The organism is Chromobacterium vaccinii, from assembly GCF_000971335.1.
GTDB classification, from domain to species: domain Bacteria; phylum Pseudomonadota; class Gammaproteobacteria; order Burkholderiales; family Chromobacteriaceae; genus Chromobacterium; species Chromobacterium vaccinii.
On sequence record NZ_JZJL01000047.1, the window covers coordinates 12,159 to 36,357 of the forward strand.

A 24,199-nucleotide genomic window follows, 5' to 3' on the forward strand; every position below is an offset into this window, starting at 1 on the left:
GATGACGGGCAAGGTTTACCTGATAGGCGCCGGCCCCGGCGACCTGGACATGCTGACGCTGAAGGCCGCGCGTTGCCTGAAGCTGGCCGATGTGGCGCTGGTCGACGATCTGGTGCATCCGGACATTCGCACCCTGCTGCGGCCGGACGCCGAAATCGTGCCGGTCGGCAAGCGCGGCGGCTGCCCGTCTACGCCCCAGGCGGCCATCGAGCAAAGAATGATAGACGAGGCGCGGGCCGGCAGGACGGTGGCGCGCCTCAAGGGCGGCGACCCCTTCGTCTTCGGCCGCGGCGGCGAGGAAATGCTGACGCTGCAAGCGGCCGGGGTCGAAGTGGAAATCGTCAACGGCCTCAGCGCCGGCCTGGCGGTGCCGGCCACGCTGGGCATCCCGCTGACCCACCGCCATTTCGTCCACGGCGTGACCTTCGTCTCAGGCCACCCGCACCAGGACGGCGACGAGTCCAACTGGCAAGCGCTGGCGCAAAGCGGCATGACGCTGGTGATCTATATGGGCGTCAAGCGGCTGCCCTGGATCCGCGCCGAACTGCTGCGCCACGGCCTGAAACCCGACACCCCGGCGGCGGCGATAGAAAACGGCACGCTGCCGCAGCAGCGCCAGGTGCTGAGCACGCTGGACGCGCTGGAACAAGACATGAGCGCGGCCGGCATCCACAGCCCGGCGCTGATCGTCATCGGACCGACGGTGGCGCTGGCGTCCTGTAGTCCGTCCGCCGCCAACGAAACAAGGAAGGAATACGCATGATCATCTGCATAGGCGCCGGCCCCGGCGACATCGGCTACCTGCCGCAGCGCTCGGCCCAATTGATACGCGAGGCCGACGTGGTGGCCGGCTTCAACGCGGTGGTGGACGTGGTCCGCCCGCTGATCCCCGACAGCGCCGAAGTGATCCAGATGGGCTACCGCGACCAGGTGGCCCAGCTGGACATCGTCGCCGAGCGCCACCATGCCGGCAAGAAGTGCGTGGTGGTGTTCATGGGCGACATCCACTTCAGCGGCTTCCAGTACCTGGAGCGGGTCGAACGCGCCTGCGGCCACCCGGTGGAAACGATACCCGGCATCTCGTCAGCGCAGATCCTGGCCTCGCGCGGCAAGGTGTGCTTCGACGAAACCAGCTTCATCACCTTCCACCGCCGCGGCGACCTGACCCCGTTCAAGCGCCACCTGGTGCACGTGCTGCAGGATGGCCGCAACGCCATCGTGATCCCCTGCCCGTGGGACGAGGCGCGCTCCTTCATGCCCTGGCACATCGCCGCCTATCTGCTGGAAAACGGCATCCCGGCCGGCCAGCAGGTGGAGGTGTGGGAAAACCTGACCCGCAACGAGGCGGAATGGCGCGGCACCCTGGCCGAGTGCGCAGAGCAGCGCTTCTCCGACATGAGCATCATGCTGATCCGCACGCTCGCGCCGATGGACAGCCAGATCGAGCCGACCCACAAATGAGCGCGCAAGACTACGCCATCGTGCTCGCCGGCCACGGCAGCCGCGACCCGAACGGGGTGAACGAATTCATGCAGCTGGTGGACGCGCTGAAGGCGCGCGCCGGCGACCGCCCCGTCGCCCACGGCTTTCTGGAATTCGCCCGACCGACCATAGACGAGGCGGTGGAGCAGGTGATCGCCGCCGGCGCCAAGACCGTGGTGATGGTGCCCGGCGTGCTGCTGGCCGCCACCCACGCCAAGAACGACATGCCCAGCGAGTTGCTGGCGCTGCAGCAGGCGCATCCGGGGGTCGATTTCCACTTCGGCGCGGCGCTGGACCTGCATCCGCGGCTGCTGGCGCTGTGCCGCCAGCGCATCGTCGAGGCCGAGGCCGCGTCGCCGCAGACCGTCTCGCGCAACGACGCCTGTCTGGTCGTCGTCGGCCGCGGCACCTCGGACCCGGACGCCAATTCCGAAATCTCCAAGCTCGCGCGGATGCTGGAGGAAGGCCTGGGCTTCGCCGCCTCCTTCGTCTGCTATTCCGGCACCGCCAAGCCGCTGGTGGCCGACGGCCTGCGCGCCGCCGCCATGCTGGGCTACCGCCGCATCGTGGTGCTGCCCTACTTCCTGTTCGACGGCGTGCTGGTCAAGCGCATCTACGGCGCGGCGGCGGACCTGGCGGCGCGCCATCCGGAGATCGAGGTGCTGAGCGCCGGCTACCTGGGCCCGGACGCCCAAGTGGCCGAGGTGTTCTTGGAGCGGGCGCAGCAAGGCGTGGAAGGCCGCGCGGCGATGAACTGCGCGCTATGCAAGTACCGGGTGCAGATCGTCGGCTTCGAGCAGCAGGTGGGCGAGCCGCAGCGCGGCCACCACGGCAAGGTGCGCGGCCTGCTGGAACGCGAGCCAACCGCCAATCAGCCGCCGGCCTGGAAGCGCTACACCCCGCATCCGATCGAAGCCGAAAGCATGCGCATCATAGACGAAGGCCGCGACTGGTCGGCTTTCCCGGCCGAACAACGCACCGCGCTGATGCGGCTGGTGCACACCACCGGCGACTTCAACAGCGTGGACGACCTGTTCTTCTCGGCCGGCGCTTGCGAAACCGGCATGCGCGCGCTGCTGCGCTGCCGCCGCGTGGTCACCGACGTCACCATGGTGGAAACCGGCCTCAAACGCGAGGTGCTGCGCCAGCTGGAAGTGGAAACCTGGTGCGGCGTGCACGACGAGGAAACCCGGCTGTTGGCCGAAGCCAGCGGCCTCACCCGCTCCGCCGCCGGCATCCGCCGCGCCTGGCAAAAGTTCGGCAACGACTGCGTGGTGGCGATAGGCGACGCGCCCACCGCCATCCGCGAAGTCGTGCGCCTGGTGCGCGATCACGGCTGGCGGCCGCAACTGGTGGTCGGCCTGCCGGTGGGCTTCGTCGGCACCCGCGAATGCAAGGAAGAGCTGCGCGCGCTGCTGCAAGTGCCGCGCATCACCAACCGCGGCACCCGCGGCGGCTCGCCGTGGGCGGCCACCGTGGTCAACGCGCTGATGATAGACGCGATCGAACACGTTCATCATCAGCAGCAGCAACAGCAACGGGAAGCGTGAACCCGGTGCGCCAGCCCTACGACCTCGCCGCCCCCGCGCCCAACGGCATGCGCCGCGGCCGCACCACCGGCAGCTGCGCCACCGCCGCCGTCAAGGCGGCGCTGATGCTGTTGCTGGACGGCGTGGACGCCGACGAGGTCTTCATCAGCCTGCCGGACCCGGACTTTTACCTGGCGGTGCCCGTGCAGAGCGTGGCCTGGCTGGACGAAAACACCGTGCGCGCCGAAGTGCTGAAGTACGCCGGCGACGACCCGGACAACACCGACGGCGCGACGATATTCGCCGAGGTGAAGTTGAACGACACCGGCGCGTTGCGCTTCCTCGCCGCGGCCGGCGTCGGCATGGTCACCCAGCCCGGCCTGCGCATCCCGCCCGGCGAGCCGGCGATCAACCCGGTGCCGCGGCAGATGATGCGGATGGCGGTGGATGAAGCGCTGGCCGGCCGGCCCGACCCCGGCTTCGACCTTGCGATAGGCTGCGTCGACGGCGACAAGATCGCCAAGCGCACCTTCAACCCTATGCTGGGCATCGTCGGCGGCATCTCCATCCTTGGCACCAGCGGCATCGTCGAGCCGATGTCGCAGGCGGCGTGGATCGCGTCGATCGAAGTCTACGTACGGGTGGCGCTGGGCGAGCTGCCGCCGGCCATCGCCTTCACCCCCGGCAAGATAGGCCGCGGCTACGCCGCCGACACGCTGGGGCTTCAGAAGAAACAGGTCGTCCAGATCGCCAACTTCGTCGGCGACTCGCTGGACTTCGCCGAGTCGGTGCTGGTCGAACAGGGCCGCATCCTGGACACGCTGTGGGTGCTGGGCCACCCGGGCAAGATCGCCAAGCTGCTGGACGGGGTGTGGGACACCCACTCCGGCAAGAGCGGCATGGCGATGGACGCCGTCGCCGGCGTCGCCGCCGACCTCGGCCATGCGCCCGAGCTGGTGGCGCAAATCAAACAAGCGAATACCGTGGAGAACGTAGTGCAGATCATGAGCAGCCAGCCGGACGCGCGCGGCTACTGGATGGAAATAGAACGCCGCACCGCCGCGCGGATGGCAGCCAGGGTGCCCAGCGTGCGGCAAGTGGCGGTGCGCCTCTTTAGCATGGACGGCACGCCGCTGGGAGAAGCCGCATGAAGCTGGGCACGCTCATAGGCATAGGCGTGGGCCCCGGCCCGGCCGGGCTGATCCCGGTGGCGGCGCTGGCCGCGCTGCGCGAGGCCGACATCGTCTACCTGCCGCGCGCCACCTCCAGCGACACGTCCGTCGCCCGCCAGTGCCTGGCCGGACTGGAATTGGACGAGAGCCGCTTTCGCGAAATCGAGTTCGAAATGAATCCGGACCGCGGCGCGCTGTCGCGCCATTACGGCGCGCTGGCCGAGCGACTGGCCGCCGAACTGAAAACCGGCCGAAACGTCGCCTACCTGACCATAGGCGATTCGATGACCTACTCCACCTACGGCTATCTGCTGGCGGCGCTGCGCGAAATGCTGCCGACGCTGGAGACGCAGACCTTCCCCGGCGTCACCAGCTTCGCCGCCACCGCGTCGGCGCTGTCCTGGCCGCTGGGCGAAGGCAAGGAACGCATCCTGATCCTGCCCTGCCCCGACGACATGGCCGAGCTGAGGGCGGATATCGACAGCCACGACATCGTGGTGCTGATGAAGATAGGCAAGCGGCTGCCCGACGTGCTGGCGCTGCTGAACCAGATGGGCATCGCCCAGCTGTGCGCCTTCGCCCGCCGCATCGGTCTGCCCGGCGAAGTGCTGTGCGCCGACGCCTCGCAATTGACGGCCGAGGCCAGCGGCTACCTCGCCACCATGCTGATCCGCAAGACAGCCAGAGAAAGACGCCACTCATGAAAGTGTATTTCATCGGCGCCGGCCCCGGCGCCGCCGACCTGATCACGCTGCGCGGCAGCCGCCTGTTGGGCTCAGCCCCCATGGTGCTGTACGCCGGCTCGCTGGTGCCGGCCGAGATGCTCAGCCACTGCCGTCCGGACGCTGAAATCCACGACACCGCCGAGCTGAACCTGGACCAGCAGGAAGCGCTGTACCGCCGCGCCCAGGCCGAGGGCAAGGACGTGGCGCGGCTGCACTCCGGCGACCCGGCCATCTACGGCGCCACCAACGAGCAGATGCGCCGGCTGGAAGCGCTTGGTATCGCCTATGAAGTGGTCCCCGGCGTGTCCTCGTTCACCGCCGCCGCCGCCGCATTGGGCAGCGAACTGACCCGCCCCGAGGTGTCTCAATCCATCATCCTCACCCGCACCAGCGGCCGCGCCAGCGCGGTGCCGGAGACCGAGTCGATCGCCAGCTTCGCCGCCCACCGCGCGACGATGTGCATCTTCCTGTCCGGCCAGCGGCTGAAGCAGACCGTCGCCGACCTGGCGCTGCACTACCCGCCCAGCACCCCGGTGGCGCTGGTGCGCCGCGCCAGCTGGCCGGACCAGTCCGTCCACCGCTCCACGCTGGGCAAGATGCTGTCCGAGGTGAAGCAGAAGGACTGGCTGCTGACCACGCTGCTGCTGGTGGGCGAGGCGCTGTCGCGCGAAGGCGGCGTCGAATCCAGCCTGTACGCGGCCGGCTTCACCCACATCTTCCGCGACGGCGACGACCGCAAGACCAAGCGGGCCAGCCTGCAGAAAGAAAACCAGGCATGAGCCGCGCCGTGTGGCTGGTGCGCGCCGAAGCGCTGCCCTTGGGACAGAAGCTGGCGGCTGCGCTGGATGCCCGGCTGTACCAGCCCTGGCTGGCGCCCGGCGCCAGCGGCCGCGAGCAATTCCGCGCCGCCTTCCATGCGCACAGCCACTGGGTGCTGGTGATGGCCAGCGGCATCGCCGTCCGCTATCTGGACGGCCTGCCGCAAAGCAAATACAGCGACCCGGCGGTGGTGGTGATGGACGAAGCCGCCCGCTTCGCCATCCCGCTGTTGTCTGGCCACGAAGGCGGAGCGAATGACCTTGCCTACGAAGTGGCGCGGCTAACCGGCGCGGTGCCGGCCGTCACTACCGCGACAGAGGCGATCAAGCCGCTGACGCTGGGAATCGGCTGCCGCCGCGGCAAAAGCGCCGAAGCCATCGAGCAAGCAGTGCTGCAAGCCTTGGCCGGCCGGCCGCTGTCCGACGTGCGCGAAGCGGCGACGATAGACCTGAAGGCCGACGAAGAAGGCCTATTGGCATTCTGCGCCCGCCACGCGCTGCCGCTGCGCGTCATCGCCCGCGAAGACGTCGCCGCCCGCGGCTGGACCGGCGCGCCGTCGGACTGGGTGCGGCAGAACGTGGGTGTGGACGGCGTGTGCGAGCCCTGCGCGCTGATCGCCAGCCCGCGAGGGAGGTTGATCGTGCCCAAGACTGCGTTGGATGGGGTGACGGTGGCGGTGGTGGAGGATGGGCCAATTGTTTGAGTTCAAAAAACAAGTTGTGCCTGCTTTGCAGGCATCATTTAGGGGCGGTTCCACCGCCAGGGGCAAGGGGGGCTGCGCGGCCAGCCCCCCTTGCCCGCCAGCCGGGCGGAACCACACATCAACAGCGCCAAAACAATTACAGAATGCAAAATCAAGAGAACACATCCATGACCGGCAAACTCTACCTCGTCTCGGTCGGCCCCGGCCGCGCCGAACTGATCCCCGACCTCGCCCGCCAGGCGCTGGCGGCAAGCGACGTGATCGTTTCCTACGACCTCTACCTGACCTGGGTGCAACCGTGGATCGCCGGCAAGGACATCCGCACGCTGCCGCTGACCCAGGAGCGCGAGCGCGCGCAGCTGGCCCTGGACGAAGCCCGCGCCGGCAAGACCGTGGCCCTGCTGTCCAGCGGCGACATCGGCGTCTACGCGATGGCCACGCTGGCCTACGAGGACATGCGCGAGGACGATGGTTTCGACGTGCAGCTGATCCCCGGCATCACCTCGGCCAATTCCTGCGCGTCGCTGCTCGGCGCGCCGCTGTCGCACGATTTCGCCACGCTGAGCCTGTCGGACCTGCTATGCCCGTGGGAATGGATCGAAACCCGCGCCCGCCACATCGCCCAGGCCGACCTGGCGGTGGTGTTCTACAACGTGCAGAGCCGCCAGCGCCAGGAAGGCGTCTACCGCATCCTGGACATCATGCTGGAGCACAAGAAGCCGGAGACGCTGTGCGGCATCGTCCGCAACGCCTACCGCGAAGACCAGGCGGTGGAGATCGTCACACTGGCCGAGCTGCGGACGCGCCGCTTCGACATGCTGACCAGCATCGTCATCGGCAACCGCTTCACCCGCCGCAAGCGCAACTGGATGTTCACCCCGCGCGGCTACTTCAACTGGGACAACACCAGCGACACGGTGAAAGCTGACGCGCTGCCTGCCGGCGCGGCCTGGGTGTTTTCCGGCACCAGCGACGGCAACGCGCTGTCCCGCGCCATCGCCGAAACCGGCCGCGCGGTGGTGGTCAGCAGCGCCAGCGACTACGGCAACGAGCAGGCGCAGCAGGCCGTGCCCGGCGTCGCCACCGTCAGCGGCCGGCTGGGCGTGGAGCGCCGCCGCGAGCTGCTGTCCTGCAGCCAGGCTTCGGCCATCGTCGACGCCACCCACCCCTACGCCAGCGAGATGTCGCAGCAGTTGATGGCGCTGGCCGAGGAGCTCGCCCTGCCCTATCTGCACTACGAACGGCCGGCGAGCGCCAGCGCGCATCCAGTCATCCGCTGCGCCGACAGCGATGAAGCCGCCAAGCTGGCGATGGCTAAAGGACGCCGCGTCTTCCTCGCCACCGGCAGCAAGGAGCTGCACCGCTTCCTCGCCGCCGACGCGGAGCGAAAACAGCAATGGTTCGTGCGCCTGGCCCCGGACCCGCAGCATTTGCAGCGGGCATTGGACCTGGGCATTCCGCGCGCGCGCGTCTGCGCGATGCAGGGCCCTTTCTCGCAGGCCGCCAACGAGGCGCTGTGGCGCGACTGGGAAATCGACTGCGTGATCAGCAAGGACGGCGGCGAGGCCGGCGGCTTCGACGCCAAGGCGGCGGCCGCCGCCGCGCTGGGCATCCCGTTCATCGTCATCGACCGGCCCCAGCTGGATTATCCACAAGCCTTCGGCGACTTCGCCTCGCTGCTGGCGGCCTTGCCCAAGGGAGAACAAGCATGAGCGCGCCGCGCCTTCCCGTCACCGTGCTGACCGGCTTCCTCGGCGCCGGCAAGACCACGCTGCTGTCCAAGCTGCTGGAAAACAACAAGCAACGCCGACTGGCGATATTGGTCAACGAGTTCGGCGAGGTGTCGATAGATGGCGGCCTGCTTCGCGACGCCGAAACAAGCGGCGTGGAAATCCACGACCTGGCCAACGGCCTGGTCGCCTACGACGACGACGCCGACTTCCTGCCCACCATGCTGGCGCTGTGGCAGCGCCGCCAGCAGATCGACCACGTGCTGATCGAAACCTCCGGCCTCGCGCTGCCCAGCGCGGTGATGGCGCAGCTGCAAAGCGAGGCGCTGGCGCCCTATTTCGTACTGGACGCCACGCTGGCGGTGGTCGACACCCCTCTGCTGCTTGCCGGCCACTTCGCGCCGGCCGGAGACGGCGGCAAGACCGACGCGGTGGCGGAGCTGTTCGACCAGCAGCTGGGCCACGCCGACATCGTGGTGCTGAACAAGATAGACGCGCTGTCCGCGGACCAGCTGCTGGCGGCGGAAGAAAGCGTGCGCCGGCAGGCGCCGTCGATACGCTTCATCGAACTGGCCTATCAAGCCAAGCTGGACACCCGGCTGACGCTGGGCCTGCATCTGCACGAGGCCTCGCCGGCCGCGCACCGCCACTACGGCCCGGTGGCCAGCATGCCGGGGCTCGCGATGCGGCCGCTGGCCAACCAGGCCTTGCTGGACGGCCACAGCCACGGCGGCCAGGCCGCTCACAGCCACGGTCTGTCCACCCACAAGCATTTCCACGATCAGGACCCGGGCTGGCAATCGTTCATGATCCGCAGCAAGGAAGCCCAGCATGCCGACAAGCTGGCGGCGGCGCTGGAGGCCATCGCCCGCGAGGAGCCGCTGCTGCGCATCAAGGGCTTCGCCGCCTGCGCCGACGGCCCCGGCCGGCTGCTGGCCCAGGGCGTGCGCAACCGCATCGAACTGAGCCGCGACCAGGCCCTTGCCGCGCCGCGCCAGGCGCAGCTGGTGTTCATCGGCTACCACCCCAGCCGCCCGCGCGTGGTGGCCTTGCTGCGCGACATCACCGGCGCGCACTGGAGCTAGCCGGTGAGCGCATTGGAACTATGCGGCCTGGACTGGTCGCCTGACGCGGCGACAGCGCCTGAGGCGAGGCTGCTGCGCGACATCGCGCTCACCGTCCGGCCCGGCGAATTCGTCGGCGTCATCGGCCCCAACGGCAGCGGCAAGACCAGCACGCTGCGTTGCGCCTTCCGCTTCAACAAGCCGCTGGCGGGTAAAGCCAAACTCGACGGCGCCGACATCTGGGGCCAATCCGCCGCCTCCTTCGCCCGCCGCGTCGCGGTGGTGCTGCAGGAATTCCCGGAGGACTTCGGCCTGACCGTGCGCGAAGTGGCCGACATGGGCCGCATTCCGCACCAGTCGCTGCTGCGCGGTGGCAGCGCCGCCGACCACGCCATCGTCGACGACGCGCTGGACCAAGTGGGCCTGACGTCGCAGCAACACCAGCCTTTCGCCACCCTGTCCGGCGGCGAGAAACAGCGCGCGCTGCTGGCGCGGGCGCTGGCCCAGAAACCGGAGCTGCTGATCCTGGACGAGCCGACCAACCACCTGGACCTGCGCCACCAATTGTCGCTGCTGCGCCTGGTCCGCCGGCTAGGCATCGCCGCCGTCGCCACGCTGCACGATCTGAACCTGGCCGCTGCCTTCTGCCACCGGCTGTACGCGCTGAAGGCCGGCCGCGTCGTCGCCAGCGGCGCGCCGGAAGCGGTGCTGACGCCGTCCTTGCTGGCCGAGGTGTTCGGCGTGCGCGCGCTGGTGGATCGCCACCCGCAGGCCGGCCATCCCCGCATCACCCTGTTGGAAGAAGAAAACGCATGAAACTGAATCCGCCTTTGCTCATCGCCTGCGGCCTGGCCGCGCTGCTGTCCGCCCAAGTCCACGCCACCCGCTACCCGCTCACCGTGGACAGCTGCAACCGCAAGGTCACCTTCCAGCGCGCCCCGCAGCGCGCCGTCAGCCACGACATCAATCTGACCGAGATGATGGTGGCGCTGGGCCTGCAGAACCGCATGGTCGGCTACACCGGCATCAGCGCCTGGAACAAGCTGAACGCGCCGCTGAAGCGGGCGCTGGGCTCGCTGCCGGAACTGGCCGGCGACTATCCGTCGTCGGAAGCGCTGCTGGCCCGCAACGCCGACTTCTTCTTCGCCGGCTGGAACTACGGCCTGCGCGTCGGCGGCCCGGTGACGCCGGCCTCGCTGGCGCCCTTGGGCATCAATGTCTACGAGCTCAGCGAATCCTGCGCCCACGTGATGAAGCGCCCGGCGGCGAGCCTTGACGACGTCTACCGCGACATCGGCAACCTCGGCCGCATCTTCGATGTGGAGCCGCGCGCGCAAAAGGTGGTGGCCGGCATGCGCGCAAAAGTGGACGGCGTCTCCGCCCGCGTCGCCAAGCGCAAGGCCACGCCGTCGGTCTTCGTCTACGACAGCGGCGAGGACCGCCCCTTCAGCGCCGGCCGGCTGGCGATGCCCGATGCGCTGATCCAGGCCGCCGGCGGCCGCAACATCCTCAGCGACGTCAACGCCAGCTGGACGCGCGTCGACTGGGAAACCGTGGTGGCGCGCAATCCGCAGGCCATCGTGATCATCGATTACGGCAAGGTCACCCCGCAGCAGAAGATCGCGTTCCTGCAGAAACACCCGGCGCTGAACAAGATGGCGGCGGTGCGCGACAAGCGCTTCATCGTGCTGCCCTACGACAGCGCGACGCCCGGCATCGCCAACGCCGACGCGATCAGCGCGCTGGCGCGCGGCCTGCACCCGGAGGCCTTCGCCAAGTGATCCGCTCCGCCGTCAACCGTCCTCCGGCCTGGCCGCTGCTGGGCGCCTTGCTGGCCCTGCTCGCGCTGTCGCTGCCGCTGGCCTCCGGCCTGGGCGCCGCGCCGGTGGCATTCTCCGTCAGTTCCAATGTGCTGCTGCACCAGTTGGGCCTGCCGGTGGCGCCGGCCTGGCAGCCGGGCCAGGATCTGATCATCTGGCAGCTGCGGCTGCCGCGCGTGCTGCTGGGCGGCATGGTCGGCGCCGGCCTGGCGCTGGTGGGCGCGGCGCTGCAGGCCACCACCCGCAACCAGCTGGCCGACCCGCACCTGTTGGGCGTCAGCTCCGGCGCCACGCTGGGCGCGGTGACGGTGCTGCTGTTCAGCGGCAATGTGCTGGGCGGCGCCACCCTGCCGCTGGCCGCCTTCGCCGGCGCCTTGCTGGCCACCCTGCTGGTCACCGGCATCGCCGTGCGCCAGCGCCGCTTGCAGGCCGAACGGCTGCTGCTGGCCGGCGTGGCCGTGTCCTTCCTCTTGATGGCGCTGGCCAATCTGATGCTGTATCTGGGCGACCATCGCTCGGCCTCGGCGGTGCTGTTCTGGATGCTGGGCGGCCTGGGTCAGGCGCGCTGGGAGCTGCTGCCGGCGCCGCTGGCCGCGCTGTGCCTGGGCCTGATCGCGCTGCTGGCGGTGGCGCGGCCGCTGAACGCGCTGATGGCCGGCGAGCAGACCGCTGTCACGCTGGGCATACGCGTGACCCGGCTGCGGCTGGCGGTATTCGCCGCCTCATCGCTGCTGACCGGCACCATGGTGGCGGTCAGCGGGGCGATCGGCTTCGTCGGCCTGATGATTCCGCACATCGCCCGCCGCTGCGTCGGCGCCGACCACCGCCGCCTTCTGCCGGCCTGCGCGCTGTTGGGCGCGTTGTTCCTGATCTGGGTGGACGCCGCCGCGCGCACGCTGATCGCGCCGGAAGACATCCCGGTCGGCGTCGGCACCGCCGCCGTCGGCGGCGCCTTCTTCATCTGGCTGCTGCGCCGCTGACGGCGCCGGCCCCACACAAGGACGACACTATGAAAACCGATCCGGCCTCCCACCAGCGCATGACCGAGAAGCGCAAGGCGGGCTTCGAGAAGAAAAAGGCCGCCGCCGCCGGCGAGAAGGGCCTGCTCATCGTCAACACCGGCACCGGCAAGGGCAAGAGCAGCGCCGCCTTCGGCATGGGCCTGCGCGCCGTCGGCCACGGCATGCGCCTGGGCGTGGTGCAATTCATCAAGGGCGCGCTGCACACCGCCGAGCGCGACCTGCTGGGCGGCTTCGACAACTGCGACTTCCACACCATGGGCGAAGGCTATACCTGGAACACCCAGGACCGCGAGGCCGACATCGCCACCGCGCGCAAGGGCTGGGAGCAGGCGCTGGCGATGCTGGGAAGCGACGATTACGACATGGTGATCCTGGACGAATTGAACGTGGTGCTGAAATACGAATACCTGCCGCTGGACGAGGTGCTGGCCGCCTTCGCCGCGCGGCCGGCGATGCAGCACGTGGTGGTCACCGGCCGCCACGCGCCGGAAGCCTTGCTTGAAGCCGCGGATCTGGTCACCGAGATGCGGCTGGTCAAACACCCGTACCGCGAGCAGGGCATCAAGGCGCAGCGCGGGGTGGAGTTCTGATGACGGCCCGCCGCTGTCCGGCGCTGCTCCTGACCGCCCCCGCCTCGCACCAGGGCAAGACCACGGTGACGGCGGCGCTGGCGCGGCATCACCGCAATCAAGGCCGCCGGGTGCGGGTGTTCAAGACCGGGCCGGACTTCCTCGATCCCTATATTCTCGAACGGGCCAGCGGCCACACCGTCTTTGGCCTGGACCTGTGGATGAACGGCGAGGACGACTGCCGCGCCCGGCTGCATCAGGCCGCCGCCGACGCCGATCTGATCCTGATCGAGGGAAGCATGGGCCTGTTCGACGGCACGCCCAGCAGCGCCGACCTGGCCGCCCTGCTCGGCGTGCCGCTGGCGGCGGTGATAGACGCCGCCGGCATGGCGCAGACCTTCGCCGCCATCGCCCACGGCCTGGCCAGCTTCCGCCCCGGCCTGGCCTTTCACGGCTTCGTCGCCAACCACGTCGCCAGCGAGCGCCACGCCGAGATGCTGGCCCAGCAACTGCCTGAGCACCTGCCGCTGCTGGCCGCGCTGCGCCGCGACGAGGCGGCGCGGCTGCCGGAACGCCATCTGGGCCTGGTGCAGGCGCGGGAAATCGCCGATCTGGACGAACGCCTCGACCGCGCGGCGTCGCAGATCGCCGCCACCGCGCTGGCCGAGTTGCCGCCGGTGGTGGCGTTTCCACCTGTCGCACAAGCTGACGTGCCGAAACTGCTGGCCGGCAAGCGCATCGCCATCGCCCGCGACGCGGCCTTCGCCTTCGTCTACCCGGCCAATCTGGAAACACTGGCCCAACTGGGCGCGGAGCTGGCCTTCTTCTCTCCGCTGGCCGACGCCGCGCTGCCCGACTGCGACGCGGTCTACCTGCCCGGCGGCTACCCGGAGCTGCATCTTGAAACGCTGTCCGCCAATACTGCGCTGAAAGCGGCGCTGCACGGGCACATCGAGACCGGCAAGCCGCTGTACGCCGAGTGCGGCGGCATGCTCTACCTGCTGGACAAGCTGACCAACCGCGATAACGACAGCGCGGCGATGCTGGGGCTGCTGCCCGGTCACGCCAGGCTGCAAGAGCGGCTATGCGGGCTGGGCCTGCAGCAAATGGACTTCCCCGGCGGCGCGCTGCGCGGCCATACCTTCCACTACACCCGGCTGGAAACGGCTCTGGAGCCGATCGCCCGCGCGACGCGCGCCAGCGGCGCCGGAACCGGCGAGGCGCTGTACCGCCGCGGCAGCCTGCTGGCTAGCTATTTCCACGCCTATTTCCCTTCGAACCCGATCGCCGCAGCAAGGTTGTTCCTGAAATGAGCCGTTACCCGCAATCCGACATCGACGCCGTCTACCGCGCCATCCGCGAACGCCGCGACATGCGCCACTTCAAGCCGGATCCGGTCGATCCCGACACCCTGCAGCGGCTGCTCGCCGCCGCCCACTTCGCGCCCAGCGTCGGCTTCATGCAGCCATGGCGCTTCATCCGCATCCGCAGCACCTCACTGCGTGGCCAACTGCACGCGCTGGTAGAAGAGGAGCGTATCCAGACCGCCCGCGCGCTGGGCGAGCGCGAAGAAGAATTCATGAGGCTGAAGGTGGAAGGCTTGCTCGAATGCGGCGAAGTTCTGGTGGCGGCGCTGATGGACGACCGCGAGCGCCACGTGTTCGGCCGCCGCACGCTGCCAGAGATGGACCTGGCCTCGGTGGCCTGCGCGATCCAGAACATGTGGCTGGCCGCCCGCGCCGAAGGCCTGGGCCTGGGCTGGGTATCGATCTTCGATCCGGACACGCTCGCCGCCCTGCTAGCCATGCCGGAAGGCGCGCGGCCGGTGGCGATACTATGCATCGGCCACGTCGAGGCTTTTTACGAGAAGCCGATGCTGGAACAAGAAAACTGGGCGCGGCGGCAAAACCTGGCCGATCTGGTCTACGAGGACCGCTGGTCGGGCAAAGACTGACCGGGCTCGCCGCTCGAGATCTGTCCTCCATGAAAATATCCATTGAATTTATTTAATTGCGTCTAATAATTCAAATGGCATTTAAATGGAGAAAATGATGAAAAATGTAAAATTCCTGGCGGCGCTATGCCTGCTGTCCGTCGTTCCCTTTGCCCATGCCGCCTCGTCCGTGCCGAGCTGGCCGGTGCAAACCGAAGGGCGGCAAGTTCGCCACGCCGACGGCTGGCAAGCCACCTGGCCCGGCGCAAACTGGAATGTCCGTGTCGCCGCACAGGCGGTGGGCGTCACGCTGGAGGATGCGGTCAACTATTACGCGCTGGAGGTGGACGGCAAAGCCGTGCAAAAAATCAGCCCGGCCGCCGGCGAGCGAACCATTTGGCAAGATCTGCCCGACAGCAAGCCCCATGCCGTGCGCCTGTTCAAGCTGACCCAGTCGCCAGACAATCCGGGCCTGTTCAAAGGGTTTTCGCTGCGCCAGGGATGGCCCTTGGGGCTTCCGCCCAAACCGCGCCGCCAAATAGAATTCATCGGCGACTCCTGGACCGTGGCCTACGGCAATCTGTCCGCCACCCGCGACTGCACCGATCGGCAGATCGTCGAACGCAGCGACGCCAGCCAAAGCTTCGCCGCCTATCTGGGCAAGCTCTATGGCGCCCAAATCCAAAACAACGGCATGTCCGGCATGGGCATGGTGCGCAACTGGGGCGGCAATATGCCGCAAGTGGATTACCGCAGCTACCACCCCCGCCTGCTGCAGAACTTGCCTGAAACCGCCCCTGGCAACAACGCAGGCCGCCGTTATGGCTGGCGGCCGCAGTTGGTGGTGATCGCGCTGGGCGTCAACGATTTCGGCACCGATGTCGGTCCCGACGAAAAGCGCAGCCAACAGCAGCTGGCCGATGATTACGTCCGAGCCTACCACGGCCTGATCGCCCAGTTGAAACAGCGCTACGGCAATCCGGCCTTCCTCTTGGCCGCCACCTATCTATGGCCGGCCGACCGGATGCGGCCGCTGGTCAGCCGCATCGCCGACGAGGAAAGACGACAGGGGACGACGGTGGCTTACGTAGACTGGCAGAATATCGAGTTGACCGGCTGCAACTGGCACCCCAGCCTATCCGACCACGCCAAAATGGCCACGCAGATGGACTCCGCCATCCGCACGCTGGGGAATGTCTGGGACAACTAAGCCGGCTCCGCCGGGCTTGCGAACACTCGCCAGCCGCGGCAAAACCGGATGCCCCCGCAAATCAGTCCCCGACTTCCCACTGAGGGTTCCACGCCACTTCCCACAAATGGCCGTCCGGGTCCTGGAAATACCCGGCGTAGCCGCCCCAGAACGTATCCTGGGCCGGCTTGACGATGGCCGCGCCGGCCATGCTGGCCTGCGCCATTACCGCGTCCACCTCCGCGCGGGAAGCGACGTTGTGGCCTATCGTCAACTCGGTGGCGCTGGCCGGCTGCTTCGGCAGGCCGGCGTCGCGCGCCAGGCTCTCCCGCGGAAACAGCGCCAGCCTCAGCCCGCCTTCCAGCTCGAAAAAAGCGACGGCGCCGTGCTCGAACTCGGCGCCGACGATGCCCTCGCTCGCCAATCCCAGCCCGTCGCGGTAAAACGCCAGCGAACGTTCCAGATCATCGACGCCCAGCGTCAGCAAGGTGATGCGCGGCTTCATGATCGCCTCCTCAGCGCCCCTTGAACTTAGGCTCCCGTTTGTCCAGAAAGGCGCGGGTGCCGATGCGGAAGTCCTCGCTCTGCGCCGCCAGGCCGAAATAATCGGCGCCCAGCCGCGCCGATTCGTCCTCGGACAAGGACAGGCCGCGATGCATCGCCTCCCAGCTCAGCCTCACCGCCAGCGGCGATTGGGCCAGCACCTCGCCCAGCAGCGCCTCGGACTCGGCCATCAACGCTTCGGCCGCCACCACCCGGTTGACCAGACCCAGCCGACATGCCTCGTCGGCGTCTATCAGCCTGCCGGTCAGCAACATCTCCGCCGCCCTGCCCTTGCCGATCAGCCTGGGCAGCCGGGTGGTGCCGCCGAAACCGGCCACCGCGCCTATCTTCACTTCCGGATGGCCGAAGCGGGCGTGAGAGGCCGCCACCCGCAAAGCGCATGCCTCGGAAATCTCCAGGCCGCCGCCCAGCGCGTCGCCGTTGATCGCGGCCAGCACTGGCTTGCCCAGCGCCTCGATCCGGCCGGTGACCGCCACCGCCAGCCTGGCCAGCTCCCGCACTTCGGCCGCCGGCGCCCGGTTCAGATAGCGGATGTCGGCACCCGCGGAAAATACCCGGCCATGGCCGGTGATGATCACCGCCCTCACCGCGTCGTCGGCCGCCACCCACTCCAGCGCGGCCAGCAGCTGCCGCAGCAGCTGGCGGTTCATCGCGTTCAGGCAGTCCGGCCGGTTCAGCTCCAGCCGCGCGATGCCACCCTCCGCCTTGCTGCGCACCACATCCCGTTCCAGCATCCCGCCTCCGTGCCTGCCGCGCCGCCAGGGCGCGGCATCAAGTTGTAAGATCGAGCCTTCGGAACCTCCGGGCTCGTCCACGCCGAACAGGCGCGGCCTGCCTCGAATCAACCGCCGGCGAAGCTTGCGGGCGCCCGCGCCAATCTATCGACAGCGCGGCGGAAACTATCAGCGCGCCGCCAGCCATTCCAGCGCCTACTCCCGGCTCAGCAACAGCCGCGAGAAACGCCCGCGCCTCGCTTCGCGCAGGTATTCGCCGAAGCGCTCACCATAGTCCCGCTCCGCGTCTATCACCACCGCGGTCTGCAGCCGATAATTCTGCAGCTTCTGCAGGAATTCGCCGGCGAACCGGCTGCTCAGCTGGAAAAAATCCGCCGGCAAAACCTCATGCGAAATCAGCAAGCGTTCGCCGATGCAGGCGGAGACAAGCTCGACTGCCTGGGACGCGTCGCTCAACTCGCCACGCCATTCCAGCGCGCGATGCTCGCCCGAAACCAACACTTGATAAGCCATATTCTTTCCCAAGCGAAATCAGCCGGAACGGCGCGAGCGCGACGCCGAAAGCACGACGGAAGAAGTGGAGCCGACGATCGCGCCGGCGAAAATCTTGGCGATGTCCAGGAAACCGGCCACCAGCGCCGAGCCCTTGCCTGCGCCGGCCACCGAGTCGGCGAACAATGGAAACAGCAGGCCAAAGCTGGCGAAAGCCAGGCACAGCAGCGCGCATACGCAGGTAAAAGGGGGAAACAGATCAAAGAAGCCAGGCCGCTCCGCCACCGAGCGCCCTTGCAGCAGCTCGTCCACCGCCTGGCCCAGCGCGCTGACATCCATCCCGGCCGCGGCCGGGCCGCCACCGGACTGGCCGCTGGAAATCTCCTGCGCCCGCTCCCGTATTTGCCGCCTCAGCATCGCCAGCCTGTCATCCAACGCCTCGTCCAAGCTGGACGGCCATGCCACCCCCGCTTCTGCTCCGCTTGCTTTCATGGTGGGATCTCCGTTGCGATCAGCCGATCATGCCATTCTGAAACATCGCATCAAGCACAATGGCATTTAAATCCGCGCTCCGCATCCATGGCAAGCCCAAACGACACGCTCCGCCGCAAAAACACGAGAGAGAACAAAGAAAACGCCGCATGGCACCTGCGTCAACTGCCGGATATCAGCCGCTTCTGCAAGCAAACCGGGCACAGGCAGTCGCTGTCCGCGCCGCTCGGCGACAGCTCAAGCGGCAGATCGGCGCACCAGCAACCGCCGCTCTCCCCGCCCGCGCCGCAGGTGAAGCCATTGCCGCATTGCGGACAGGTCTTGGCCTGCACCGGCAGCGGCAAGGCCAACAGCCGCCGCCACACCTGCTCCTTCCGCTCCTTGTCGTAGCTGGACCAGCCGGCGATCTCGTCCAGCGTGCGGCGGCAGCCGGTGCAGACCTGCCCGCCGTCGTCCAGGCGGCATACGCCGATGCAGGGCGACGGCGGCGGCGTTTCCATGCTTGCCCGTTTCATGCGCCTCTCCCTTTGAATGTGTCGTTGACGATATTAGCGCGGGCCTTGCCGCTTGTCCGCGCAAACAAAAACGGCGCGGATATCCGCGCCGTTTGCCGTGAAGCGAATCCGCTTACTTGGCCGCCGCGCCGCCGCCCACGGTTTCCATCACGGTCCACTGGCCGTTCTGGACCTTGTAGACGGTGATGCCGCCGTCCTTCAGATCGCCCTTGTCGTCATAGGTCCAGTTGCTGGACGTCACGCCTTGGTGGGTGATCTTGGCCAGCACCGGCAGGTAGGCCTTCGGATCGGCCGAGTTGGCTTGCTCCATCGCCTGGATCAGCGCGCGGGTGGCGTCGTAGCCGTACGGAGAGTAAGTGGCCACGTCGGCCTTGAAGCGGGCCTTGTAGCGGGTTTCGTAGTCCTTGCCGCCCGGCATCTGCTCCAGCGGCAGGCCCGCCAGCGAAGCGATGGTGCCGTCGGCTTCCTTGCCGGCCAGTTGCAGGAAAGTCGGGGTCTTGGTCATTTCGCCGGAAATCAACGGAGCCTTGAGGCCCAGGCGCTTCATCTGCTTGACCATCGGCGCGGACTGCGCGTCGGCGCCGCCGTAGAACACCACGTCCGGATTCGCGCCCTTGATCGAGGTCAGGATGGCGGTGAAGTCGGTGGCCTTGTCATTGGTGAACTCGCGCTTCACCACGTCGCCGCCGGAAGCGCGGGCGGCTTTCTCGAACTCATCCGCCAGGCCCTGGCCGTAAGCGGTGCGGTCGTCGACGATGACGATCTTCTTCGCGTGCAGCTTCTCAACCGCGAACTTGCCCATCACGCTACCCTGCTGGGTATCGGAGGTCATTGAGCGGAAGGTGTTCTTGAAACCTTGGGCAGTGAACACCGGCGAGGTGGCCATCGCGATCATCGGGATGCCGGCGTCGGAGTAAATCTTGGAGGCCGGAATGGCGGTGCCGGAGTTGAAGTGGCCGATGATGCCGGCGACTTTCTCGTCGACGAACTTCTGCGCCAGCTGGGTGGCGGTTTTCGGATCGGCCTGGTCGTCCTGAGCATTGAGCTCGAAGGTCACCGGCTTGCCGGCGATGGTCGGCTTGGCGGCGTTGGCGTCTTCGATGGCCAGGGTCACGCCATTCTTGTATTCCTCGCCGTAATGCGATTGCGGGCCGGTCAGCGGAGCGGCAAAGCCGATCTTGATCACGTCGCCGCCTGCGCTGGCCTGGGCCGGAGCGGAGGCGCCGGCCGCGGGCGCGGCTTCTTCCTTCTTGCCGCAAGCGGACAGGGCGACAGCGGCGGCAACCGCCAGGGTCAGGGTGGACAGCTTGGATACTTGCATCTCTTCGTTCCTCTTCCTTGTTGCTTCAACTTCGCGCTTCTACACAACCGGCTTGGGGCCGGATCCCAGTCTTGCTCTTAAAGTAAAAACTCTGGCCGCATTATTCCAACGCGGCCAGAGGCTGGCAAGTTGATCATTCGGTCATGCTCATCAGGCTGGCATTGCCGCCTGCCGCCGTGGTATTGACGCTGAGCGCGCGCTCCACCACCAGCCGATGCACATTGTAGCCATTTTCGCCGCGCAGGATCAGCGGAACCAGCGCGCCGTCGCGGGCCGCCAGCTCGCGCCGGGCCTCCTCGACCTTGGCGCCGGCATACAACACCGCCTCGACATCCGCTTCAAGCACATCGGCCACAACAGATACATGGCCGTTCAAGGCGGAGGCGAATCGACGGCCCAGTTCGCCATCGGCGACCACCGCGTGGTTGCCTGCGGCGAAGACGGCGGCCAGTTGCTCGGCCAGCGCCTGCGCGTCGTCGGCGACGCAGCCGACGCGGCCGCGGCCGGCGAAGGACAAGACATTGTTCTCGCCGGTCGGGCCCGGCAAGATTACGTTATGCGCCAGCGGGCTTTCCTTGCGCGCGGCGGCGATGACGCCGTCCAACGACAGACCCTGCGCCTTGGCCGCGGCGGCCAGCGCATCCAGCGCGGACAGATCGGCGGCCTGATGCGCGGCCGCCAGCTTGGGCTGCCAGGCGGCGCGGGTCAGACGGTACAGGTAGTACGGACCGCCGGCCTTGGGGCCGGTGCCGGACTTGCCTTCGCCGCCGAACGGCTGCACGCCCACCACCGCGCCGACGATGTTGCGGTTGACGTAGATGTTGCCCACCTTGATCTTGCCGCAGATGTCGGCGATGGTTTCGTCGATGCGGCTGTGGATGCCGTGCGTCAGGCCGTAGCCGGTGGCGTTGATCTCGGCCACCACCTTGTCCAGATCCGACGCGGCGTAGCGCAACACATGCAGCACCGGGCCGAACACCTCGCGCTTGAGCTCCGACAAGTTGTCGATCTCGAACAGCGTCGGCGCGACGAAAGTGCCCTGCTCGCACTCGGCGGACAGCTTGGTCTGGTGCATCGCGCGGGCGGAGTTCTTCATCCTGGCGATGTGGGCCAGCAGGCCGGCCTGGGCTTCGGCGTCGATCACCGGGCCGACGTCGGTGGTGATCTTGGCGGGATTGCCGACTTCCAGCTCATCCATCGCGCCCTTGATCATCGCGATCACCTTGTCGGCGATGTCATGCTGCAAATACAGCACCCGCAGCGCGGAACAGCGCTGGCCCGCGGAATCGAAGGCCGAGCTCAGCACATCGGTCACCACCTGCTCCGGCAGCGCCGAGCTGTCGACGATCATCGCGTTCATGCCGCCGGTTTCCGCCACCAGCACCGGATCGTCATGGTGCTTGGCCAACGTGCGGTTGATGATCTGCGCCACTTCGGTGGAGCCGGTGAAGATCACGCCCTGGATGCGCGCGTCGCCGGTCAGCGCGGCGCCGACCACCTCGCCGCGGCCCGGCAGGAACTGCAGCGCGGCGCGCGGAACGCCGGCCTCATGCAGCAGGCGGATCGCGTAGGCCGCGATCAGGCTGGTCTGTTCGGCCGGCTTGGCCAGCACGGTGTTGCCGGCGGCCAAAGATGCGACGACCTCGCCGATGAAAATGGCCAGCGGGAAGTTCCACGGGCTGATGCATACCACCGGCCCCAGCGGCTTGTGGCTGGCGTTGTCGAACTCGGACACGATTTGCGCCGCGTAGTAGCGGCAGAAGTCCACCGCCTCGCGCACCTCGGCGATGGCGTTGTTCAGCGTCTTGCCCGCCTCGCGCACCGCCAGGCCCATCAGCGCCGGCATATTGATTTCCATCAGATCCGCCATGCGGCGGATGCTGGCGGCGCGTTCGGCCACCGGCGTCGCTGCCCAGGCGGCGGCGATGCCCGCCGACTGCGCGAGCGCGCGATCGACGTCGGCAGCGGTGGCTTCCAGCACCTTGCCTACCACGTCGCCATGATCGGCCGGGTTGCGCACTTCCAGCAGCTCGCCGTCGGTGACGTCGCCGTCGCCCAGCATCGGGAACGCCGCCCAACGCTGCTGCTCCGACGTCTGCAGACCCAGCTGCAGCGTAGCCAGCACGTGCTCGCTGGACAGGTCAAGGCCCTTGGAATTGCGGCGGCCGTCGCCGTACAGCGACTCCGGCAGCGAAATCTTGCTGTGCGGCATGCCGGCGGAAGCCGCCGCTTCGGCCACAGGATCGGTCACCAGCTCGTCAAGGGACACGCTTTCGTCGACGATGCGGTTGACGAAGGAGGAGTTGGCGCCGTTTTCCAGCAGGCGGCGCACCAGGTAAGCCAGCAGCGTCTCATGCGAACCCACCGGCGCGTAGATGCGGCAGGCCTTGCCCAGCTTGTCCTTGCCGACCACCTGGTCATACAGGGTCTCGCCCATGCCGTGCAGGCACTGGAATTCGTAATCCTTGCCGGCGGCCAGATTGTAGACCGCCGACAGGCTGTAAGCATTGTGGGTGGCGAACTGCGGATAGATCGCATCCTGGGCGGCCAGCAGCTTCTTGGCGCAGGCGAGATAGGACACGTCGGTGTACACCTTGCGCGTATACACCGGATAGCCCGGCAGGCCGTCCACCTGGGCGCGTTTGATCTCGGCGTCCCAGTAGGCGCCCTTCACCAGCCGCACCATGAAGCGATGGCCGGTGCGGCGCGCGAGGTCGATCAGGACGTCGATCACGAAAGGACAGCGTTTCTGGTAGGCCTGCACCACGATGCCGATGCCTTCGAAGCCGTTCAGATCCGAATCGTTGGCCAGCGCCTCGACCAAATCCATCGAGATTTCCAGCCGGTCGGCCTCTTCGGCGTCGATGTTCAGGCCGATATTGTATTGCTTGGCCAGCAAGAACAGCGCCTTCAGCCGCGGCAGCAATTCGGCCATCATCCGCTCGTGCTTCAGGCGGCTGTAACGCGGGTGGATGGCGGACAGCTTCACCGAGATGCCAGGACCATCGTAAATGCCGCGGCCGTTCGATTCTTTGCCTATCGCGTGGATGGCGGTGACGTAATCCTTTAGATAACGCTGCGCGTCGGCTTCGGTCATCGCCGCCTCGCCCAGCATGTCGTAGCTGAAACGGTAGCCGCGCGCTTCGCGCTCGCGGCCATTGGCCAGCGCCTCTTCAATCGTTTCGCCGGTGACGAACTGCTTGCCCAGCATGCGCATCGCCATGTCGACGCCCTTGCGGATCAACGGCTCGCCGCCCTTGGCGATCAAGCGCGTCATCGCGGCCGACAGGCCATTGGCGCTGTGCGAGGAAACCAGCTTGCCGGTCACCAGCAAGCCCCAGGCCGCGGCGTTGACGAACAGCGACGAGCTGTTGCCCAGGTGGGCCTTCCAGTCGCCGCGGGAAATCTTGTCGCGGATCAGCTTGTCGGCTGTCTCGCGGTCCGGGATGCGCAGCAGCGCCTCAGCCAGACACATCAGGGCGATCCCTTCGCTGCTGTCCAACGAGAACTCGTGCATCAGCGCGTCCACGCCGCTGGAGCGGGTGCGCTCGCGGCGCACCTCGGTCACCAGCCGGCGTGCCAAGTCCTGTACTGATGCGACCTGCTCGGGACTCATCGCCGCCTGCGACAACAGCGCCTGTACGCATTCGCGTTCATCGCGCCGGTAGGCGGCGGTGATGGCGTCGCGCAGAGCGGACTGCTGATGAGCAAAGGATTCGAATTGCATGGGTTTCTCCGATATTGTTTGCAGCCCCGGCCTCGCGTCCGGGTGAACCGTCTATTGTATACAAGAGATGACAGTTTTGTTTGACAATATAAAATATTCTTTAGCACTTAACCGCTATCAAAATCAGCCAGCGCAAGGCTTTCCAAGCGGATCAAACCACACGCGCCTCCACCCGAAAGGCATGATCAAACCAACTTCCCGCCCGCAACCCCTCCCGATTTACCGCACCGATATCGCGCCAAACCGACGCGCATTTCAGATTTGATAGCAATCGAATACTGTCTGCATTTTATAGATCAGATTAATATACAGCGGCAGGATGCGACAAAAAATTTCACCTCCGACCTTGGCCGAGGCCGAAAACGCAAAAAGCCCCAGGCATTGGCCTGGGGCTTTTTATCGGGGATCTGGCGATGTCCTACTTTCACATGGCGAATGCCACACTATCATCGGCGCTAAGATGTTTCACGGTCCTGTTCGGGATGGGAAGGCGTGGGACCATCTCGCTATGGTCGCCAGAAAAACGTGAACGCTGTCGCGTAATTCTGGATTCGCTTCTCGCGAAGCGAAGCGCCGAGTCGAATGGACTCGGCGCTA

The 24,199-nt window shown here is 67.3% G+C and carries 23 protein-coding genes and 1 rRNA gene; 16 read left to right on the forward strand and 8 right to left on the reverse strand.

Annotated elements, in window-relative coordinates; all coding sequences use genetic code 11:
• Position 1 precedes the first annotated feature (1 nt).
• From cobA to VL52_RS18855, 16 genes are all read left to right on the forward strand, one after another.
• Positions 2–763, forward strand: coding sequence for a uroporphyrinogen-III C-methyltransferase (gene cobA / locus VL52_RS18780; RefSeq protein ID WP_046158469.1), 762 nt, complete (start codon positions 2–4; stop codon positions 761–763).
• Positions 760–1,461 carry a cobalt-precorrin-7 (C(5))-methyltransferase gene (locus tag VL52_RS18785; RefSeq protein WP_043611910.1) on the forward strand — a complete coding sequence of 234 codons (702 nt, stop codon included), beginning with the start codon at positions 760–762 and terminating at the stop codon, positions 1,459–1,461. The genes cobA and VL52_RS18785 overlap by 4 nt, the downstream gene beginning before the upstream one ends.
• Positions 1,458–3,032 (forward strand): precorrin-8X methylmutase, encoded by a 1,575-nt coding sequence (locus tag VL52_RS18790; RefSeq protein ID WP_046158470.1) that lies wholly within the window; start codon positions 1,458–1,460, stop codon positions 3,030–3,032. The genes VL52_RS18785 and VL52_RS18790 overlap by 4 nt, the downstream gene beginning before the upstream one ends.
• Entirely contained in the window at positions 3,029–4,162 is a 1,134-nt protein-coding gene (cbiD, locus tag VL52_RS18795; RefSeq protein ID WP_200896052.1) for a cobalt-precorrin-5B (C(1))-methyltransferase CbiD, read from the forward strand. The genes VL52_RS18790 and cbiD overlap by 4 nt, the downstream gene beginning before the upstream one ends.
• The gene (gene cobI, locus VL52_RS18800) at positions 4,159–4,887 is read left to right on the forward strand and encodes a precorrin-2 C(20)-methyltransferase (RefSeq protein WP_046158471.1); all 729 of its coding nucleotides are present in this window, start codon (positions 4,159–4,161) and stop codon (positions 4,885–4,887) included. The genes cbiD and cobI overlap by 4 nt, the downstream gene beginning before the upstream one ends.
• Complete coding sequence (gene cobM / locus VL52_RS18805) at positions 4,884–5,687, forward strand: precorrin-4 C(11)-methyltransferase (RefSeq protein WP_046158472.1); 804 nt, start codon at positions 4,884–4,886, stop codon at positions 5,685–5,687. The genes cobI and cobM overlap by 4 nt, the downstream gene beginning before the upstream one ends.
• Complete coding sequence (locus VL52_RS18810) at positions 5,684–6,430, forward strand: cobalamin biosynthesis protein (protein ID WP_046158473.1); 747 nt, start codon at positions 5,684–5,686, stop codon at positions 6,428–6,430. The genes cobM and VL52_RS18810 overlap by 4 nt, the downstream gene beginning before the upstream one ends.
• A 167-nt stretch (positions 6,431–6,597) precedes the next feature.
• Positions 6,598–8,142, forward strand: a complete 1,545-nt coding sequence (gene cobJ / locus VL52_RS18815) for a precorrin-3B C(17)-methyltransferase (protein ID WP_046158474.1) — start codon at positions 6,598–6,600, stop codon at positions 8,140–8,142.
• Positions 8,139–9,245, forward strand: a complete 1,107-nt coding sequence (locus VL52_RS18820; protein WP_046158475.1) for a CobW family GTP-binding protein — start codon at positions 8,139–8,141, stop codon at positions 9,243–9,245. Before cobJ ends, VL52_RS18820 begins: the two co-directional genes overlap by 4 nt.
• A 3-nt stretch (positions 9,246–9,248) precedes the next feature.
• Entirely contained in the window at positions 9,249–10,040 is a 792-nt protein-coding gene (locus VL52_RS18825; protein ID WP_052729404.1) for an ABC transporter ATP-binding protein, read from the forward strand.
• Complete coding sequence (locus tag VL52_RS18830; RefSeq protein ID WP_046158476.1) at positions 10,037–11,005, forward strand: ABC transporter substrate-binding protein; 969 nt, start codon at positions 10,037–10,039, stop codon at positions 11,003–11,005. The genes VL52_RS18825 and VL52_RS18830 overlap by 4 nt, the downstream gene beginning before the upstream one ends.
• Entirely contained in the window at positions 11,002–12,024 is a 1,023-nt protein-coding gene (locus tag VL52_RS18835; protein ID WP_235429333.1) for a FecCD family ABC transporter permease, read from the forward strand. Before VL52_RS18830 ends, VL52_RS18835 begins: the two co-directional genes overlap by 4 nt.
• Positions 12,025–12,053: 29 nt before the next feature.
• Positions 12,054–12,656: a cob(I)yrinic acid a,c-diamide adenosyltransferase gene (cobO, locus tag VL52_RS18840; RefSeq protein ID WP_046158477.1), complete on the forward strand. Its 603-nt coding sequence runs from the start codon at positions 12,054–12,056 to the stop codon at positions 12,654–12,656.
• Complete coding sequence (locus tag VL52_RS18845) at positions 12,656–13,948, forward strand: cobyrinic acid a,c-diamide synthase CobB (protein WP_046158478.1); 1,293 nt, start codon at positions 12,656–12,658, stop codon at positions 13,946–13,948. Before cobO ends, VL52_RS18845 begins: the two co-directional genes overlap by 1 nt.
• Positions 13,945–14,589 (forward strand): 5,6-dimethylbenzimidazole synthase, encoded by a 645-nt coding sequence (gene bluB / locus VL52_RS18850; protein WP_046158479.1) that lies wholly within the window; start codon positions 13,945–13,947, stop codon positions 14,587–14,589. The genes VL52_RS18845 and bluB overlap by 4 nt, the downstream gene beginning before the upstream one ends.
• Before the next feature lie 97 nt (positions 14,590–14,686).
• The gene (locus VL52_RS18855) at positions 14,687–15,778 is read left to right on the forward strand and encodes an SGNH/GDSL hydrolase family protein (RefSeq protein ID WP_052729405.1); all 1,092 of its coding nucleotides are present in this window, start codon (positions 14,687–14,689) and stop codon (positions 15,776–15,778) included.
• 61 nt (positions 15,779–15,839) lie between these two features.
• On the opposite strand, the gene VL52_RS18860 is transcribed toward VL52_RS18855, so the two are convergent.
• The 8 genes from VL52_RS18860 to rrf form a co-directional block, all read right to left on the reverse strand.
• Positions 15,840–16,262 (reverse strand): VOC family protein, encoded by a 423-nt coding sequence (locus VL52_RS18860; RefSeq protein ID WP_046158480.1) that lies wholly within the window; start codon positions 16,260–16,262, stop codon positions 15,840–15,842.
• Positions 16,263–16,272: 10 nt separating this feature from the next.
• Complete coding sequence (locus tag VL52_RS18865) at positions 16,273–17,055, reverse strand: enoyl-CoA hydratase/isomerase family protein (RefSeq protein WP_046158481.1); 783 nt, start codon at positions 17,053–17,055, stop codon at positions 16,273–16,275.
• Between the two features lie 195 nt (positions 17,056–17,250).
• Positions 17,251–17,568: a DUF4180 domain-containing protein gene (locus tag VL52_RS18870; protein ID WP_082113833.1), complete on the reverse strand. Its 318-nt coding sequence runs from the start codon at positions 17,566–17,568 to the stop codon at positions 17,251–17,253.
• A gap of 18 nt (positions 17,569–17,586) precedes the next feature.
• The gene (locus tag VL52_RS18875; RefSeq protein ID WP_144410323.1) at positions 17,587–18,039 is read right to left on the reverse strand and encodes a hypothetical protein; all 453 of its coding nucleotides are present in this window, start codon (positions 18,037–18,039) and stop codon (positions 17,587–17,589) included.
• A gap of 161 nt (positions 18,040–18,200) precedes the next feature.
• Positions 18,201–18,554, reverse strand: a complete 354-nt coding sequence (locus tag VL52_RS18880; protein WP_082113834.1) for a cysteine-rich CWC family protein — start codon at positions 18,552–18,554, stop codon at positions 18,201–18,203.
• Between the two features lie 112 nt (positions 18,555–18,666).
• Positions 18,667–19,875: a branched-chain amino acid ABC transporter substrate-binding protein gene (locus tag VL52_RS18885; protein WP_046158484.1), complete on the reverse strand. Its 1,209-nt coding sequence runs from the start codon at positions 19,873–19,875 to the stop codon at positions 18,667–18,669.
• A 133-nt stretch (positions 19,876–20,008) separates the two neighbouring features.
• Complete coding sequence (gene putA, locus VL52_RS18890; RefSeq protein ID WP_046158485.1) at positions 20,009–23,602, reverse strand: trifunctional transcriptional regulator/proline dehydrogenase/L-glutamate gamma-semialdehyde dehydrogenase; 3,594 nt, start codon at positions 23,600–23,602, stop codon at positions 20,009–20,011.
• Between the two features lie 405 nt (positions 23,603–24,007).
• Positions 24,008–24,122: ribosomal RNA gene (gene rrf, locus VL52_RS18895) — 5S ribosomal RNA — on the reverse strand.
• Positions 24,123–24,199 lie beyond the last annotated feature (77 nt).